We start from the raw sequence: 15,983 nt of genomic DNA on the forward strand, positions 1-15,983 counted from the left end.
TTTTTATGCCTCCAATTTATGCAAGATAATTATCAATTGATAATTAAATAATATAAAATTATTTTAAAGTTTAGTAATATCATTATCATTTATCTATATTAATTGATAATGATATTATGTATCAAAATCTATAATAATAGAAAAAGGATTGTATCAAATATGATAAATCCTTTTTCATAAATATTTATATAAATTTTAGTTTACTTAACATTTTCCATAGCTTTATTTGCAAAGTCAGTATTTACTATATCATTATAAACAGGTGCTTTATCTAATTCACCAGCTTCTTCCATTATTTCAACTAAAGCATTTAAACTTTCTTCTGTAAATAAAGGATTATCACACCAAGCATCTACTTCTTTATATCTATCAACAACACTTATTAAATCATTTAGTGATAAGTCATTAAAGAAAGGTTGCATAGCTTGTGCGATTTCTTCACTTGAAGCTGTTTTACACCATTGTTGACCTTTGTATAATGCATTAGTAAATCTTTGTATTAAATCTTCATTGTCAGCCATAAATTCTTTAGTTGTAGAATATGCAGTATAAGGAACATCTCCTGCTACTTCTCTTGATAATTCTCCTACTGACGCAACTATATATCCTGTGCCTTCTTCTTCCATTTGAGTTCCTGTAGGTTCAAATACTGTAGTAAAGTCTCCTTCTCCACCTGCAAATGCTCCAGCCATTACTCCAAATTGTACATCTGTTCTTACATTAACTTCTCCTGCTTCTTTATTTGTACCTATAGTTAAACCATTTTTCTTTAATACATATTCTAATGTCATTAAAGGTACTCCACCTTTTCTTCCACCTAATATATCTTTACCTTTTAAATCTTCAAGAGTAAAGTTTGGCATTTCTTCTCTAGCAACTATAAAACTTCCGTCCGTTTTAGTAAGTTGTGCAAAGTTTACTGCATAGTTTTCATTACCTTGATTGTATACATATATAGAAGCCTCTGGTCCCATAAGTCCTACTTGAGCTTCACCTGAAATTAATGCAGCCATAGTTTTATCTGCACCTGAAGTGTTTATTATATCAACTTCAATACCTTCTTCTTCAAAGAATCCTTTAGTAACAGCAGCATACTGTGGTGCATAAAAAACTGAATGAGTAACTTCTGCTATAGTTACCTTATCTAAAGTTTTTTTAGCTTCCTTATCTGTAGTTGTTTGGTTACATCCAGTAAGACACATTGCACTTAATGCTAAGGAGCTTGCTACTGTAATAAATTTCTTAAACATGAGAAAATCCCCCTTGAAATTTAATAAGATAGTATATATTATTGTTCTTTTTCTAAAATTGTTACTAGAATTTATTTGATAATAGTACCTTAAAAGTATTTTTCTACTAACAAAAAATTCGCTTCGCTCATTTCGCCAACGATATATCCTTGCTACCGCTACGGATACATCCGTTGCTCAAAAATGTCATTTTACATTTATAAAGTTATTGATATTACTTATATTCATAGGTTATCCATAAATATATTTATGATATAATTTCCTTATACGCAAAAAGATGATATCATTTGATACCACCTTTTTTATTTATGCTACTTCATTTGATTTTATATTTTTTAATAGTACATTAGAGAATGTAATTGATAGTATTCCACATATAAACATTAATCCTGGATAATAAAGGAATGGTATAATTTCTACTGGCGATATAGCTGCTACACCGGCTGCAGTTAATAACTGAGCTCCATATGGTATTATACCTTGCCAACAAGATGAGAATATATCAAGTATACTTGCAGTCTTTCTCTTATCTATATCATACTTATCTGCAATATCTTTAGCTAATGGTCCTGCTGCAACTATTGCTATAGTATTGTTTGCTGTACATAAATCTATAACACTAACTAATGCCGCTATTCCAAATTCAGCACCTTTTTTACTATTTATTTTACTAGTTATAAAGTATAATACATAGTCTATTCCACCATTGAATTTTATAAGTGAAACAACTCCACCAATTGTTATAGCTAGTAAACTTAATTCATACATACCAGAAATACCACCTGATATAGCTTCTATAAGTCCAAATATATCAAAAGAATTAGTTAAAAGACCTACTATACTTGCAAATATTATCCCACTTCCAAGTAAAGCAAATACATTTACTCCACATAAAGCTCCTACTAATACTAAAAGATATGGTAACACTTTTATTAATTCATAATTATAATTATCATTTAATGTAGTAGAATATCCTGATGTTACTACTGTTAATAATATTGCTGTAATTATTGCTGCTGGTAAAACTATTAAGAAATTAACTTTAAATTTATCTTTAAGTTCACAACCTTGAGTTCTAACTGCCGCTATTGTTGTATCTGATATCATAGATAAGTTATCTCCAAACATTGCACCACCTACAACAGCTCCCATTACTAATGCTACTGGTATTCCTGTTTTTTCTGATATTCCTAGTCCTATAGGAGCAAGTGCTGCTATTGTCCCTACTGAAGTTCCCATTGATACAGATATAAAGCATCCTATTATAAATAACCCAGTTACTAAAAGATTTGATGGAAGTATAGATAAACTTAAGTTTACAGTTGAGTCTACTCCTCCCATTGCTTTAGCTACACTTGAAAATGCTCCTGCAAGTAAAAATATTATAACCATTAAAATTATATTAGAGTCTCCTGCTCCTTTGCAGAATATATTCATTTTTTCTTCTAAACTTACTTTCCTATTAAATAATAATGCTACTCCTCCTGCGATTAAAAATGCTACTAATGATGGCATTTTATAAAAATCACCTGTTATTAATCCACTTCCTACGAATAATACTAAAAATACTCCTAATGGTAATAAGGCTAGTGGATTTCCTTTTTTTATTTCTGTTTTCATATTAATTCCCCTTTCATCTTATTTTTTATTAAATTAATTTATAATTTCATTTTTAATTTTAAAATTTTATAAAGTCTAATCTAACCAATATTTATATACTCTTTTGTACTGTTTCTAGTTTTAAATATCACTTTTTAATCCTATTAAAGTGTAAGGTCGCGCGCATCTTATCACGTTAACAGATATAGCTTTTTGATATTATTAATCTGGATAAATTTAAGTATAAAAAAACTCTCGACCCTAAGAACTAAGTCTTAGGAACGAGAGTGTTAACTTCGTGTTACCATCCTAATTTATTTATATCTCACAATACAAACCTCATCAAGTACGCCAAATTTTGGTTATACTTTATCACTGTAACGGGTGAACCCGTTGTAGCCTAAATCAAAAGATCTCGGTACACCGCTCCAAGGCCATTTTTACTTTAATATCCTTTGCTCCTTCTCACCAATAGAAGCTCTCTGTAAAAGTATTCTTAAAGTTACTTTCCTTTTCATAGCATTTCAATTAACTTGTTGTTTATACTTATATAATATACTTTTTAGTATATCCTGTCAATATATTTTTTTCAGAAAATTTATAAATTTCATTATAGTTTAAATAATAATATTAATCTTATTTATCACTTAATATTGATTCAAGATTAGGAGACTTTAATAAGTTATCAAAATAACTATGTGCAGATATATATCCAACTCCATGCCTACCATTTTCAATATCAACTATTTTATATTCATAACAAGCTTTTTTTACCTTATTATATTCGGACATATCATTTACTTGGTATATTACTCTATTTTTTTCCGGTATAAATTTTACATATTGAGGTTTCATAAAATAAAGTACATCTTTTACCTTACCTTCGTCTTTAAGATTTTTTAAAACTTGTCCATTTTTTATATGCATAGGATGATCATCATACTCGTAGTGGTGTGATATATGTGTTACATTTTTAAGATTATTTTCAAATTCTAGTATGATTTTTTTCATTAATTCAAACCTATTCTTACTGTCTTTATCTATATCTGATAGTAGTATTATATTTTTTTCTTTTACACCTAACTGTCTAAGAGCTGCCTTAAATTCTTTATCCCTTATTTCTTTTTTTTGTTCTTTAGTCATATTTTTATATGCTTCATCTTTAAATACATTAACTCCTAAACCATCCGATACTAACACTACATATACATTATCTTTACCACATGTTTCAATTGCTCTTAATATGGCACTTCCACCCCATAAAACTTCATCATCTTGATGTTGAGGATAAAATACAACATTTTGATTAAATTCTCTATTGTAAATTTCACCAGTTAAATTTGTTTTTTTGTGAGTATATACTTGTGCTAATAATACAATTGAAAAAATTATGATTATACTCTTTATAATTACACTTTTTTGTTTCATAATACATTCACCTTACTGTCCAACCCTATTTGTCATAGTATTATTATTAATAAAATATTTTATCTATTATTATATGTAATTTAAATTTAAAATATTATATATAATTTAAATTTTAAAATAAAAACTTTCTATAAAAAACATTCTTAAAATTCATTTTTATGACGTTTTAACTAACTTATTGTCGATATTTACATAATATATTCTTTAGTATATACTGTCAATATATTTTTCAGAAAATTTATAAATTTCATTATAACTTAAATTAATACATTTACTCCTAAACCATTTTAGATTAAGGCTATCTATACAAAGTATTATTACTAATAAAATATTTTTATCTATTCATATATAATATTAAAATTATGGATGCTTCATATATTTTTTATTTTGATAGCTAAAAATTTATTTTCGCGTATGATATTATTATAGTAAGTAAATTAATTTTTAATAGGAGATCAAATGGAAGATTACAATTATACAAAATTAAAAGAGCTAGAAATATGGAAAGAAAAAATGAGAAAAAAGCCTTCTCTTTTAAATAAAGCTTCAAAAGGAGTTCAAAATAAATTCAATTCTATACTACCAGATAATTATCATAATATAATTACTTCTGCTATAAAAAATATGACTAAAGTTGTTTTATTCGGATCTAAGTATACTACTAAAAAGCCATTAATAGGACTTACTTTAAAGGAAAGAGATGATTTAGCATTAGATAAAATAAAAACTTATAAAAATACTGCTATGATTGAAGGAGCAGGTACTGGAGCTGGAGGTATATTAATTGGTCTTACTGATTTGCCACTTTTACTTGGTATAAAAATTAAGCTTCTTTATGAGCTTGCTAGCATTTATGGATTTGATGTTAAAGACTATAGAGAAAGGATGTATATATTAAATATTTTTCAGTTAGCTTTTTCTAGCCAAGATCATGTTAATAAGATTTTTGCTAAAATAGAAAATTGGGATGAATATAAAGATACTTTATCTGATGATATAAACGATTTAGATTGGCGAAGTTTTCAACAAGAATACCGAGATTATATAGATTTAGCTAAACTTTTACAACTTGTTCCTGGTATTGGTGCTTTTGTTGGGGCTTATGTTAATAATAAGTTAGTTGATAAACTTGGTGAATATGCTATGTATGCTTATAGAATGAGGATTTTATCTGATGAGGTTTGTGTTACTAAAAAAACTAGATGGTTTAGCAAGATATTTATAAAGTAAAATATATTACTATAACTTATGAGTATTATAAAAAGCTATCCAAAATGTAGCATAATTTAAAACTTTTTGCATACATTTTAGATAGCTTATTAATTTATTATATAGCTTTATTATTTAAAGAATTAACTTTACCTTTTTCACTTCCAAGTATATAAACCCCAATACCCATAACTATAGCTCCTCCTACCATATTTCCAAGTGTTACTATAGCTAAGTTGTATATAGCTCCTCCTAAAGTAGCTCCAGCTATAGCTTTTGAAAATAACACAACTCCAAATATAGTCATATTAGCTATACTATGTTCAAATCCACTAGTTATAAATGTAAATAAACATAAGAATATCATTATCAACTTGGCACTATCATCACTAGTTCTAAAGGAACAAAGCACTGCAACACAAACTAATATATTACATAAAACTCCTCTAAAGAAAAGATGCATTGCTGGTGCTGAAGCTTTTGCTATTGATGTTGTAGCAAAAAACTCCATTACAGGACCTTTATCAACTAATCCACTTCCTACGAAAAATGCTGCAACTAAAAGTGAACCTAATANTTTAGCATTAGATAAAATAAAAACTTATAAAAATACTGCTATGATTGAAGGAGCAGGTACTGGAGCTGGAGGTATATTAATTGGTCTTACTGATTTGCCACTTTTACTTGGTATAAAAATTAAGCTTCTTTATGAGCTTGCTAGCATTTATGGATTTGATGTTAAAGACTATAGAGAAAGGATGTATATATTAAATATTTTTCAGTTAGCTTTTTCTAGCCAAGATCATGTTAATAAGATTTTTGCTAAAATAGAAAATTGGGATGAATATAAAGATACTTTATCTGATGATATAAACGATTTAGATTGGCGAAGTTTTCAACAAGAATACCGAGATTATATAGATTTAGCTAAACTTTTACAACTTGTTCCTGGTATTGGTGCTTTTGTTGGGGCTTATGTTAATAATAAGTTAGTTGATAAACTTGGTGAATATGCTATGTATGCTTATAGAATGAGGATTTTATCTGATGAGGTTTGTGTTACTAAAAAAACTAGATGGTTTAGCAAGATATTTATAAAGTAAAATATATTACTATAACTTATGAGTATTATAAAAAGCTATCCAAAATGTAGCATAATTTAAAACTTTTTGCATACATTTTAGATAGCTTATTAATTTATTATATAGCTTTATTATTTAAAGAATTAACTTTACCTTTTTCACTTCCAAGTATATAAACCCCAATACCCATAACTATAGCTCCTCCTACCATATTTCCAAGTGTTACTATAGCTAAGTTGTATATAGCTCCTCCTAAAGTAGCTCCAGCTATAGCTTTTGAAAATAACACAACTCCAAATATAGTCATATTAGCTATACTATGTTCAAATCCACTAGTTATAAATGTAAATAAACATAAGAATATCATTATCAACTTGGCACTATCATCACTAGTTCTAAAGGAACAAAGCACTGCAACACAAACTAATATATTACATAAAACTCCTCTAAAGAAAAGATGCATTGCTGGTGCTGAAGCTTTTGCTATTGATGTTGTAGCAAAAAACTCCATTACAGGACCTTTATCAACTAATCCACTTCCTACGAAAAATGCTGCAACTAAAAGTGAACCTAATAAATTTCCTATATAACTATACATCCAAACCTTAGCTACACTCTTACCACTTACACCTTTATTTAACATTCCAGCACTCATTACCATATTATTACCTGTGAATAATTCACTCCCTGTCATAACAACTAAACATAGTGCTACTGCAAAAGATAGTCCCATCATTATTTTAGTCATAGGAGAATCAGCTGCACTTAAAAGTCCTCCAACTGTAAATATTAATATTATTCCAAGTCCTACGTATAATCCTGCAAAAGCAGATGATACTAAATATTTTAATTTACTATTATTTAGCATGTTAATCTTATTTTTCGCAGCATTAGTTAATTTTTCTAAAGTTTCGTTATGCATAATATACCCCCTAATTTATATTAATATCTTATACCACTCCAGTATATATTTTCACTAACCTTAACTATATCATCTAACTCAACACCTTCAAGTGCCCACTTTTTAAATTCCATAAATCCAGTTCTATCAACAATATAACCTATATGTTCTTTTCCTCCTGGGGCATTTTTATCTATATATTCATTAACATATTTATAAGTATTAAGTATTATCTTAATTATAGATTCTTCATCTGCCCAAATTAAAAAATCTTCTGCTAGTCTTGGATTTTTCTTACCAGTTCTACCCATTATAGCAAGTCTATAATATTTTTTATCATCTCTAGTCCATGCACTAGTTGGACAGTTAAGAACACATTCCCCACATCCTATACACTTATCATGATCTCTTACTATTTTGTAGTTTTCCATTTTAAGTGCTCCTGTTGATAACCTTTTACACTTTTTAACACACGCTCCACAAGATACACATCTATCTCTTTCATATAAAGGAAGTGTCATACCTATTATTCCAAAGTCATGAGTTCTTGCCTTTATACAGTCATTTGGACATCCCGTTAATGCTATTTTAAAATGTAGATCATTTGGGAATACTGCTTTTTCTATTTTCTTTGCAAATTCTGTTGTATTATATTGAGCCTTTGGACAGACTTTATTACCTATACAAGCACATATATTTCTAGTTCCTGCCGCTGGATATCCAGAGTTTTTTTCACCTTGATTTATATCCATTTTTTCTATAACTGGTTGTATTAATTTATTAACCTCACCCATATCTTCCATTTTTATACCAAGTATTTCAAATCCTTGTCTAGTTGTTATGTGTATATCTCCATTACCATATTCACTAGCAATTTTAGATACTATCATTAAACTTTCAGGATCTACACATCCTCCTGGTATTCTAACTCTAAGAGAAGTTTGATATTTATTTTTAGTAATTCTATAAGCATTTTTCATAGTTTTTTTAGTATTTAAATCTCTTATCATAACATGTATCCTCCTAATCTATAAGATTTTTAGCATAAGAATAATCAAACACAGGTCCATCTATACATATATAAGTGTCATCCATCTTACAGTGTCCACATTTTCCAATACCACAGCACATTTTTCTTTCATATGAAACCCATATATTATTTTCAGCTATATCTCTTTTTAAGAATTCTTCAACTGTAAACTTCATCATCATAGGAGGTCCTACAACTATTGCAGACATATTATCAAGATTTTCTATATTAAGATTTGGTATATACTTTGTAACTAATCCAACATTACCATTATAATCTTCATCAGCTTTATCCACTGTAACTAGTACATCTAGCTTTTCACTCCATCTTTTTATATCAGGTTTAAATAATATATCTTCAAGAGATCTAAATCCTGCTATTAACTTAAAACTCTTGCATTTATTAGGGTTATTATAAAAATATTCAATTATTCCTCTAACAGGAGCTAATCCACTCCCCCCTGNTAGCTCCTCCTACCATATTTCCAAGTGTTACTATAGCTAAGTTGTATATAGCTCCTCCTAAAGTAGCTCCAGCTATAGCTTTTGAAAATAACACAACTCCAAATATAGTCATATTAGCTATACTATGTTCAAATCCACTAGTTATAAATGTAAATAAACATAAGAATATCATTATCAACTTGGCACTATCATCACTAGTTCTAAAGGAACAAAGCACTGCAACACAAACTAATATATTACATAAAACTCCTCTAAAGAAAAGATGCATTGCTGGTGCTGAAGCTTTTGCTATTGATGTTGTAGCAAAAAACTCCATTACAGGACCTTTATCAACTAATCCACTTCCTACGAAAAATGCTGCAACTAAAAGTGAACCTAATAAATTTCCTATATAACTATACATCCAAACCTTAGCTACACTCTTACCACTTACACCTTTATTTAACATTCCAGCACTCATTACCATATTATTACCTGTGAATAATTCACTCCCTGTCATAACAACTAAACATAGTGCTACTGCAAAAGATAGTCCCATCATTATTTTAGTCATAGGAGAATCAGCTGCACTTAAAAGTCCTCCAACTGTAAATATTAATATTATTCCAAGTCCTACGTATAATCCTGCAAAAGCAGATGATACTAAATATTTTAATTTACTATTATTTAGCATGTTAATCTTATTTTTCGCAGCATTAGTTAATTTTTCTAAAGTTTCGTTATGCATAATATACCCCCTAATTTATATTAATATCTTATACCACTCCAGTATATATTTTCACTAACCTTAACTATATCATCTAACTCAACACCTTCAAGTGCCCACTTTTTAAATTCCATAAATCCAGTTCTATCAACAATATAACCTATATGTTCTTTTCCTCCTGGGGCATTTTTATCTATATATTCATTAACATATTTATAAGTATTAAGTATTATCTTAATTATAGATTCTTCATCTGCCCAAATTAAAAAATCTTCTGCTAGTCTTGGATTTTTCTTACCAGTTCTACCCATTATAGCAAGTCTATAATATTTTTTATCATCTCTAGTCCATGCACTAGTTGGACAGTTAAGAACACATTCCCCACATCCTATACACTTATCATGATCTCTTACTATTTTGTAGTTTTCCATTTTAAGTGCTCCTGTTGATAACCTTTTACACTTTTTAACACACGCTCCACAAGATACACATCTATCTCTTTCATATAAAGGAAGTGTCATACCTATTATTCCAAAGTCATGAGTTCTTGCCTTTATACAGTCATTTGGACATCCCGTTAATGCTATTTTAAAATGTAGATCATTTGGGAATACTGCTTTTTCTATTTTCTTTGCAAATTCTGTTGTATTATATTGAGCCTTTGGACAGACTTTATTACCTATACAAGCACATATATTTCTAGTTCCTGCCGCTGGATATCCAGAGTTTTTTTCACCTTGATTTATATCCATTTTTTCTATAACTGGTTGTATTAATTTATTAACCTCACCCATATCTTCCATTTTTATACCAAGTATTTCAAATCCTTGTCTAGTTGTTATGTGTATATCTCCATTACCATATTCACTAGCAATTTTAGATACTATCATTAAACTTTCAGGATCTACACATCCTCCTGGTATTCTAACTCTAAGAGAAGTTTGATATTTATTTTTAGTAATTCTATAAGCATTTTTCATAGTTTTTTTAGTATTTAAATCTCTTATCATAACATGTATCCTCCTAATCTATAAGATTTTTAGCATAAGAATAATCAAACACAGGTCCATCTATACATATATAAGTGTCATCCATCTTACAGTGTCCACATTTTCCAATACCACAGCACATTTTTCTTTCATATGAAACCCATATATTATTTTCAGCTATATCTCTTTTTAAGAATTCTTCAACTGTAAACTTCATCATCATAGGAGGTCCTACAACTATTGCAGACATATTATCAAGATTTTCTATATTAAGATTTGGTATATACTTTGTAACTAATCCAACATTACCATTATAATCTTCATCAGCTTTATCCACTGTAACTAGTACATCTAGCTTTTCACTCCATCTTTTTATATCAGGTTTAAATAATATATCTTCAAGAGATCTAAATCCTGCTATTAACTTAAAACTCTTGCATTTATTAGGGTTATTATAAAAATATTCAATTATTCCTCTAACAGGAGCTAATCCACTCCCCCCTGCTACAACTACTATATCTCTTTCTTCATATAAGCTAACATCAAAACCATTTCCATAAGGTCCTCTTATAAAGAAATTATCTCCTATATTATATTTAAACAACTCACTAGTTACCTTCCCTACATTTCTTATTGTGAAATCTATATAGTCATTACCGTATCCTGAAACTGATATAGGACTTTCTCCAAATTTAGGTATTGATATTTCATAAAACTTTCCAGGAAGCACTCCATCAGTTTTACAACTTACTCTAAATGTCCATTNTAAGTATTATCTTAATTATAGATTCTTCATCTGCCCAAATTAAAAAATCTTCTGCTAGTCTTGGATTTTTCTTACCAGTTCTACCCATTATAGCAAGTCTATAATATTTTTTATCATCTCTAGTCCATGCACTAGTTGGACAGTTAAGAACACATTCCCCACATCCTATACACTTATCATGATCTCTTACTATTTTGTAGTTTTCCATTTTAAGTGCTCCTGTTGATAACCTTTTACACTTTTTAACACACGCTCCACAAGATACACATCTATCTCTTTCATATAAAGGAAGTGTCATACCTATTATTCCAAAGTCATGAGTTCTTGCCTTTATACAGTCATTTGGACATCCCGTTAATGCTATTTTAAAATGTAGATCATTTGGGAATACTGCTTTTTCTATTTTCTTTGCAAATTCTGTTGTATTATATTGAGCCTTTGGACAGACTTTATTACCTATACAAGCACATATATTTCTAGTTCCTGCCGCTGGATATCCAGAGTTTTTTTCACCTTGATTTATATCCATTTTTTCTATAACTGGTTGTATTAATTTATTAACCTCACCCATATCTTCCATTTTTATACCAAGTATTTCAAATCCTTGTCTAGTTGTTATGTGTATATCTCCATTACCATATTCACTAGCAATTTTAGATACTATCATTAAACTTTCAGGATCTACACATCCTCCTGGTATTCTAACTCTAAGAGAAGTTTGATATTTATTTTTAGTAATTCTATAAGCATTTTTCATAGTTTTTTTAGTATTTAAATCTCTTATCATAACATGTATCCTCCTAATCTATAAGATTTTTAGCATAAGAATAATCAAACACAGGTCCATCTATACATATATAAGTGTCATCCATCTTACAGTGTCCACATTTTCCAATACCACAGCACATTTTTCTTTCATATGAAACCCATATATTATTTTCAGCTATATCTCTTTTTAAGAATTCTTCAACTGTAAACTTCATCATCATAGGAGGTCCTACAACTATTGCAGACATATTATCAAGATTTTCTATATTAAGATTTGGTATATACTTTGTAACTAATCCAACATTACCATTATAATCTTCATCAGCTTTATCCACTGTAACTAGTACATCTAGCTTTTCACTCCATCTTTTTATATCAGGTTTAAATAATATATCTTCAAGAGATCTAAATCCTGCTATTAACTTAAAACTCTTGCATTTATTAGGGTTATTATAAAAATATTCAATTATTCCTCTAACAGGAGCTAATCCACTCCCCCCTGCTACAACTACTATATCTCTTTCTTCATATAAGCTAACATCAAAACCATTTCCATAAGGTCCTCTTATAAAGAAATTATCTCCTATATTATATTTAAACAACTCACTAGTTACCTTCCCTACATTTCTTATTGTGAAATCTATATAGTCATTACCGTATCCTGAAACTGATATAGGACTTTCTCCAAATTTAGGTATTGATATTTCATAAAACTTTCCAGGAAGCACTCCATCAGTTTTACAACTTACTCTAAATGTCCATTCTATATCTGTATGTTTAACTATATCTGTTATTTTTGCTGCAACTGGTATATATTGATTCATTTATTTTGCCTCCTCTTTAACTAACACTACATCCGCTACTTTTTCTATACATTCTGAAAGTGATATATATTGAGGACATGCATCATCACATCTTCCACAACCTACACACATTTGATATCCAAATCTCTTATTAAAATCATGAATTTTATGCATGACCTTATATCTCATTCTTTCCCCTTGTTTTTTTCTGAAGGAATGTCCTCCTGCCATATCTGTATATCCATCAACTTGACATGATGCCCATACTCTTCTTCTTTCTCCAACGTTTTCATTTTCTTTGTAGTATATATCTTGCATAGTAAAGCATGTACATGTTGGACAGACAAAGTTACATTTTCCACATGCTATACATCTAGCATCATACTCATCCCACATAGGATGTTTTGAAAGTTCTACTGGGTTAATATTTTCAGGAACTTCTAAATTAATTATATTTTCTTTAACATAATCAACTTCAAAGTCACAAGCTTCTCCTTCAAATATATCTAAAGAACTATCCTTTATATCTAAATATATTTCATCATCTCTTAAGTTTATTGCCATTGAGTAATTATCACTTTTATTTGAATCCATACTTACACAAAAGCAATTTCTAAAGCTTTCCTTACATCCTATAAGTACAAATTTAACTTTTTCTCTTAATCTTTCATAGTAATAGTCTCTTTCTATTCCATTTCTAAGGTATATCTCATCTATTCTTTTTACTCCATTTAAATCACATGCTCTTAAAAATACTAAAAGCTTTTTATCATCTATATCACTTGTTTTATATTCTTTTTCCGTAAAGTAAAACAACACTTGAGTTATTGGCAGGATTGTTTCTTTTGCCGAGAAATTTGATTTTTTATTAAATTCTATTTCTTCTATAGTTCTTATTTCTTCATACTTTGTTATATCTGTATCAGAAAACGTTCCTTTGAANTCCAAATTTAGGTATTGATATTTCATAAAACTTTCCAGGAAGCACTCCATCAGTTTTACAACTTACTCTAAATGTCCATTCTATATCTGTATGTTTAACTATATCTGTTATTTTTGCTGCAACTGGTATATATTGATTCATTTATTTTGCCTCCTCTTTAACTAACACTACATCCGCTACTTTTTCTATACATTCTGAAAGTGATATATATTGAGGACATGCATCATCACATCTTCCACAACCTACACACATTTGATATCCAAATCTCTTATTAAAATCATGAATTTTATGCATGACCTTATATCTCATTCTTTCCCCTTGTTTTTTTCTGAAGGAATGTCCTCCTGCCATATCTGTATATCCATCAACTTGACATGATGCCCATACTCTTCTTCTTTCTCCAACGTTTTCATTTTCTTTGTAGTATATATCTTGCATAGTAAAGCATGTACATGTTGGACAGACAAAGTTACATTTTCCACATGCTATACATCTAGCATCATACTCATCCCACATAGGATGTTTTGAAAGTTCTACTGGGTTAATATTTTCAGGAACTTCTAAATTAATTATATTTTCTTTAACATAATCAACTTCAAAGTCACAAGCTTCTCCTTCAAATATATCTAAAGAACTATCCTTTATATCTAAATATATTTCATCATCTCTTAAGTTTATTGCCATTGAGTAATTATCACTTTTATTTGAATCCATACTTACACAAAAGCAATTTCTAAAGCTTTCCTTACATCCTATAAGTACAAATTTAACTTTTTCTCTTAATCTTTCATAGTAATAGTCTCTTTCTATTCCATTTCTAAGGTATATCTCATCTATTCTTTTTACTCCATTTAAATCACATGCTCTTAAAAATACTAAAAGCTTTTTATCATCTATATCACTTGTTTTATATTCTTTTTCCGTAAAGTAAAACAACACTTGAGTTATTGGCAGGATTGTTTCTTTTGCCGAGAAATTTGATTTTTTATTAAATTCTATTTCTTCTATAGTTCTTATTTCTTCATACTTTGTTATATCTGTATCAGAAAACGTTCCTTTGAACGGTGTAGTTTTAGGTGCTAATATTTTATACTCTGACTTTAACTTCTCTAAACCCTGGTTAAAGCTTGATTTATCTAACTTAATCTTCATATTGTCTCCCTCCTAGAATTTGTTAAATAAATATTAACATCTGATTAACTTTTTAGTCTGTGATAAATATCACACTATGTTAAATTTTTGTCTTTTTATATAACAAAAAGTACCTTATTTTAGGTACTTAGTTTTAGTTTATTATTAAGTTGATTTAAAATAACTTGAAAGTTCATCTTTCTTTATATATACTTTTTTACCTTCTATTTTTACTAAGTTCTCATCTTGAAGTATTTTCATTGCTCTTGATAAACTTTCTCTTTTACAACCTAACATATCTGCTATATATGTAATTGTTAAATTAACATTTAATAATGTCCATTCGCCATTACATACACCAAACTCTTTTCCAATTCTATAAAGCTTTGCTGCTAACTTTTTGTCAATCCTTATTGATATTGAGTTTTTAAGCTGTCTATATAACCTTCTATTTGTATTTTGAGTATGAACTAATATGTTCTTAGTTAAAGCAAAATCATCTTCCATAACTTTAATAAAGTCTTTTGCTCTACATTCAAGTATTATAGACTTTTCAAAAGCTTCACAAGAAACTGTAGTAGTTTTTGATTTATCAAAACTTACTTCATTTATCATTTCACCATTTCTAAGTATGAATATTACTTTTCTTTCTCCATTTTCATTCATCTTAAAAATTGATATCTTTCCAGTTTTTAAAAAATATACTTTATCAACTATATCTCTTTCATTAAATAATATTTCTTTTCTAGCAAGCTGTCTTTCTTTAAGGATTTTTTTTAGCTCTATTTTACTACTTTCTTTTATATCCTTAAATACCTCTATATTGTTCATATGCACACCTTTACTTTTTATATAAATTTCTATGTATTTTAGATTTATCAAATCTATCTATAAATACATTTTCTTCTTCACTA

Annotated in this window: 14 protein-coding genes, 3 pseudogenes and 1 other annotated feature; of the genes and pseudogenes, 2 read left to right on the plus strand and 15 right to left on the minus strand. The window is 28.6% G+C overall.

The window, feature by feature from the left end:
• Positions 1-200: 200 nt before the first annotated feature.
• The 3 genes from BN7997_RS14785 to BN7997_RS14795 form a co-directional block, all read right to left on the minus strand.
• Positions 201-1,250 (minus strand): ABC transporter substrate-binding protein, encoded by a 1,050-nt coding sequence (locus BN7997_RS14785; RefSeq protein ID WP_071121587.1) that lies wholly within the window; start codon positions 1,248-1,250, stop codon positions 201-203.
• 306 nt (positions 1,251-1,556) lie between these two features.
• Positions 1,557-2,870 carry a Na+/H+ antiporter NhaC family protein gene (locus BN7997_RS14790; protein ID WP_071121588.1) on the minus strand — a complete coding sequence of 438 codons (1,314 nt, stop codon included), beginning with the start codon at positions 2,868-2,870 and terminating at the stop codon, positions 1,557-1,559.
• 253 nt (positions 2,871-3,123) lie between these two features.
• Positions 3,124-3,376, minus strand: a binding site (T-box leader).
• A gap of 109 nt (positions 3,377-3,485) precedes the next feature.
• Complete coding sequence (locus BN7997_RS14795; protein WP_071121589.1) at positions 3,486-4,277, minus strand: PIG-L family deacetylase; 792 nt, start codon at positions 4,275-4,277, stop codon at positions 3,486-3,488.
• Between the two features lie 459 nt (positions 4,278-4,736).
• On the opposite strand from BN7997_RS14795, the gene BN7997_RS14800 reads away from it, so the two are divergent.
• On the plus strand, positions 4,737-5,507 hold the full coding sequence (locus BN7997_RS14800; RefSeq protein WP_071121590.1) for an EcsC family protein: 771 nt from the start codon (positions 4,737-4,739) through the stop codon (positions 5,505-5,507).
• 97 nt (positions 5,508-5,604) lie between these two features.
• On the opposite strand, the gene BN7997_RS15500 is transcribed toward BN7997_RS14800, so the two are convergent.
• On the minus strand, positions 5,605-6,081 hold the full coding sequence (locus tag BN7997_RS15500) for a formate/nitrite transporter family protein (protein WP_143023255.1): 477 nt from the start codon (positions 6,079-6,081) through the stop codon (positions 5,605-5,607).
• A gap of 22 nt (positions 6,082-6,103) precedes the next feature.
• On the opposite strand from BN7997_RS15500, the gene BN7997_RS14810 reads away from it, so the two are divergent.
• Positions 6,104-6,589 (plus strand): EcsC family protein, encoded by a 486-nt coding sequence (locus BN7997_RS14810; RefSeq protein ID WP_143023256.1) that lies wholly within the window; start codon positions 6,104-6,106, stop codon positions 6,587-6,589.
• A gap of 97 nt (positions 6,590-6,686) precedes the next feature.
• Here the strand turns inward: BN7997_RS14810 and BN7997_RS14815 are convergent, their stop codons facing one another.
• From BN7997_RS14815 to BN7997_RS14865, 11 genes and pseudogenes are all read right to left on the minus strand, one after another.
• A complete protein-coding gene (locus tag BN7997_RS14815) occupies positions 6,687-7,490 on the minus strand; it encodes a formate/nitrite transporter family protein (RefSeq protein WP_071121591.1) in 804 nt (267 codons plus the stop codon).
• A 20-nt stretch (positions 7,491-7,510) separates the two neighbouring features.
• The gene (asrC, locus tag BN7997_RS14820) at positions 7,511-8,479 is read right to left on the minus strand and encodes a sulfite reductase subunit C (RefSeq protein WP_071121592.1); all 969 of its coding nucleotides are present in this window, start codon (positions 8,477-8,479) and stop codon (positions 7,511-7,513) included.
• Between the two features lie 13 nt (positions 8,480-8,492).
• Positions 8,493-8,966 (minus strand): annotated as a pseudogene (locus tag BN7997_RS16130) (iron-sulfur cluster-binding protein); the annotation flags it as partial.
• Complete coding sequence (locus BN7997_RS14830; protein ID WP_071121593.1) at positions 8,935-9,690, minus strand: formate/nitrite transporter family protein; 756 nt, start codon at positions 9,688-9,690, stop codon at positions 8,935-8,937. The pseudogene BN7997_RS16130 and the gene BN7997_RS14830, both read right to left, overlap by 32 nt.
• 20 nt (positions 9,691-9,710) lie before the next feature.
• Complete coding sequence (asrC, locus tag BN7997_RS14835; protein ID WP_071121592.1) at positions 9,711-10,679, minus strand: sulfite reductase subunit C; 969 nt, start codon at positions 10,677-10,679, stop codon at positions 9,711-9,713.
• A 13-nt stretch (positions 10,680-10,692) separates the two neighbouring features.
• A pseudogene (gene asrB, locus BN7997_RS14840) lies at positions 10,693-11,421 on the minus strand (anaerobic sulfite reductase subunit AsrB); the annotation flags it as partial.
• Between the two features lie 4 nt (positions 11,422-11,425).
• Positions 11,426-12,211: pseudogene (asrC, locus tag BN7997_RS14845) on the minus strand (sulfite reductase subunit C); the annotation flags it as partial.
• A gap of 13 nt (positions 12,212-12,224) precedes the next feature.
• Entirely contained in the window at positions 12,225-13,016 is a 792-nt protein-coding gene (gene asrB / locus BN7997_RS14850; RefSeq protein WP_071121594.1) for an anaerobic sulfite reductase subunit AsrB, read from the minus strand.
• On the minus strand, positions 13,017-13,988 hold the full coding sequence (asrA, locus tag BN7997_RS14855; protein ID WP_071121595.1) for an anaerobic sulfite reductase subunit AsrA: 972 nt from the start codon (positions 13,986-13,988) through the stop codon (positions 13,017-13,019).
• Between the two features lie 91 nt (positions 13,989-14,079).
• Positions 14,080-15,090: an anaerobic sulfite reductase subunit AsrA gene (gene asrA / locus BN7997_RS14860; RefSeq protein WP_071121596.1), complete on the minus strand. Its 1,011-nt coding sequence runs from the start codon at positions 15,088-15,090 to the stop codon at positions 14,080-14,082.
• Positions 15,091-15,234: 144 nt separating this feature from the next.
• On the minus strand, positions 15,235-15,900 hold the full coding sequence (locus BN7997_RS14865; RefSeq protein ID WP_071121597.1) for a Crp/Fnr family transcriptional regulator: 666 nt from the start codon (positions 15,898-15,900) through the stop codon (positions 15,235-15,237).
• Positions 15,901-15,983: the final 83 nt, after the last annotated feature.

Source organism: Romboutsia timonensis, from assembly GCF_900106845.1.
GTDB classification, from domain to species: Bacteria; Bacillota; Clostridia; order Peptostreptococcales; family Peptostreptococcaceae; genus Romboutsia; species Romboutsia timonensis.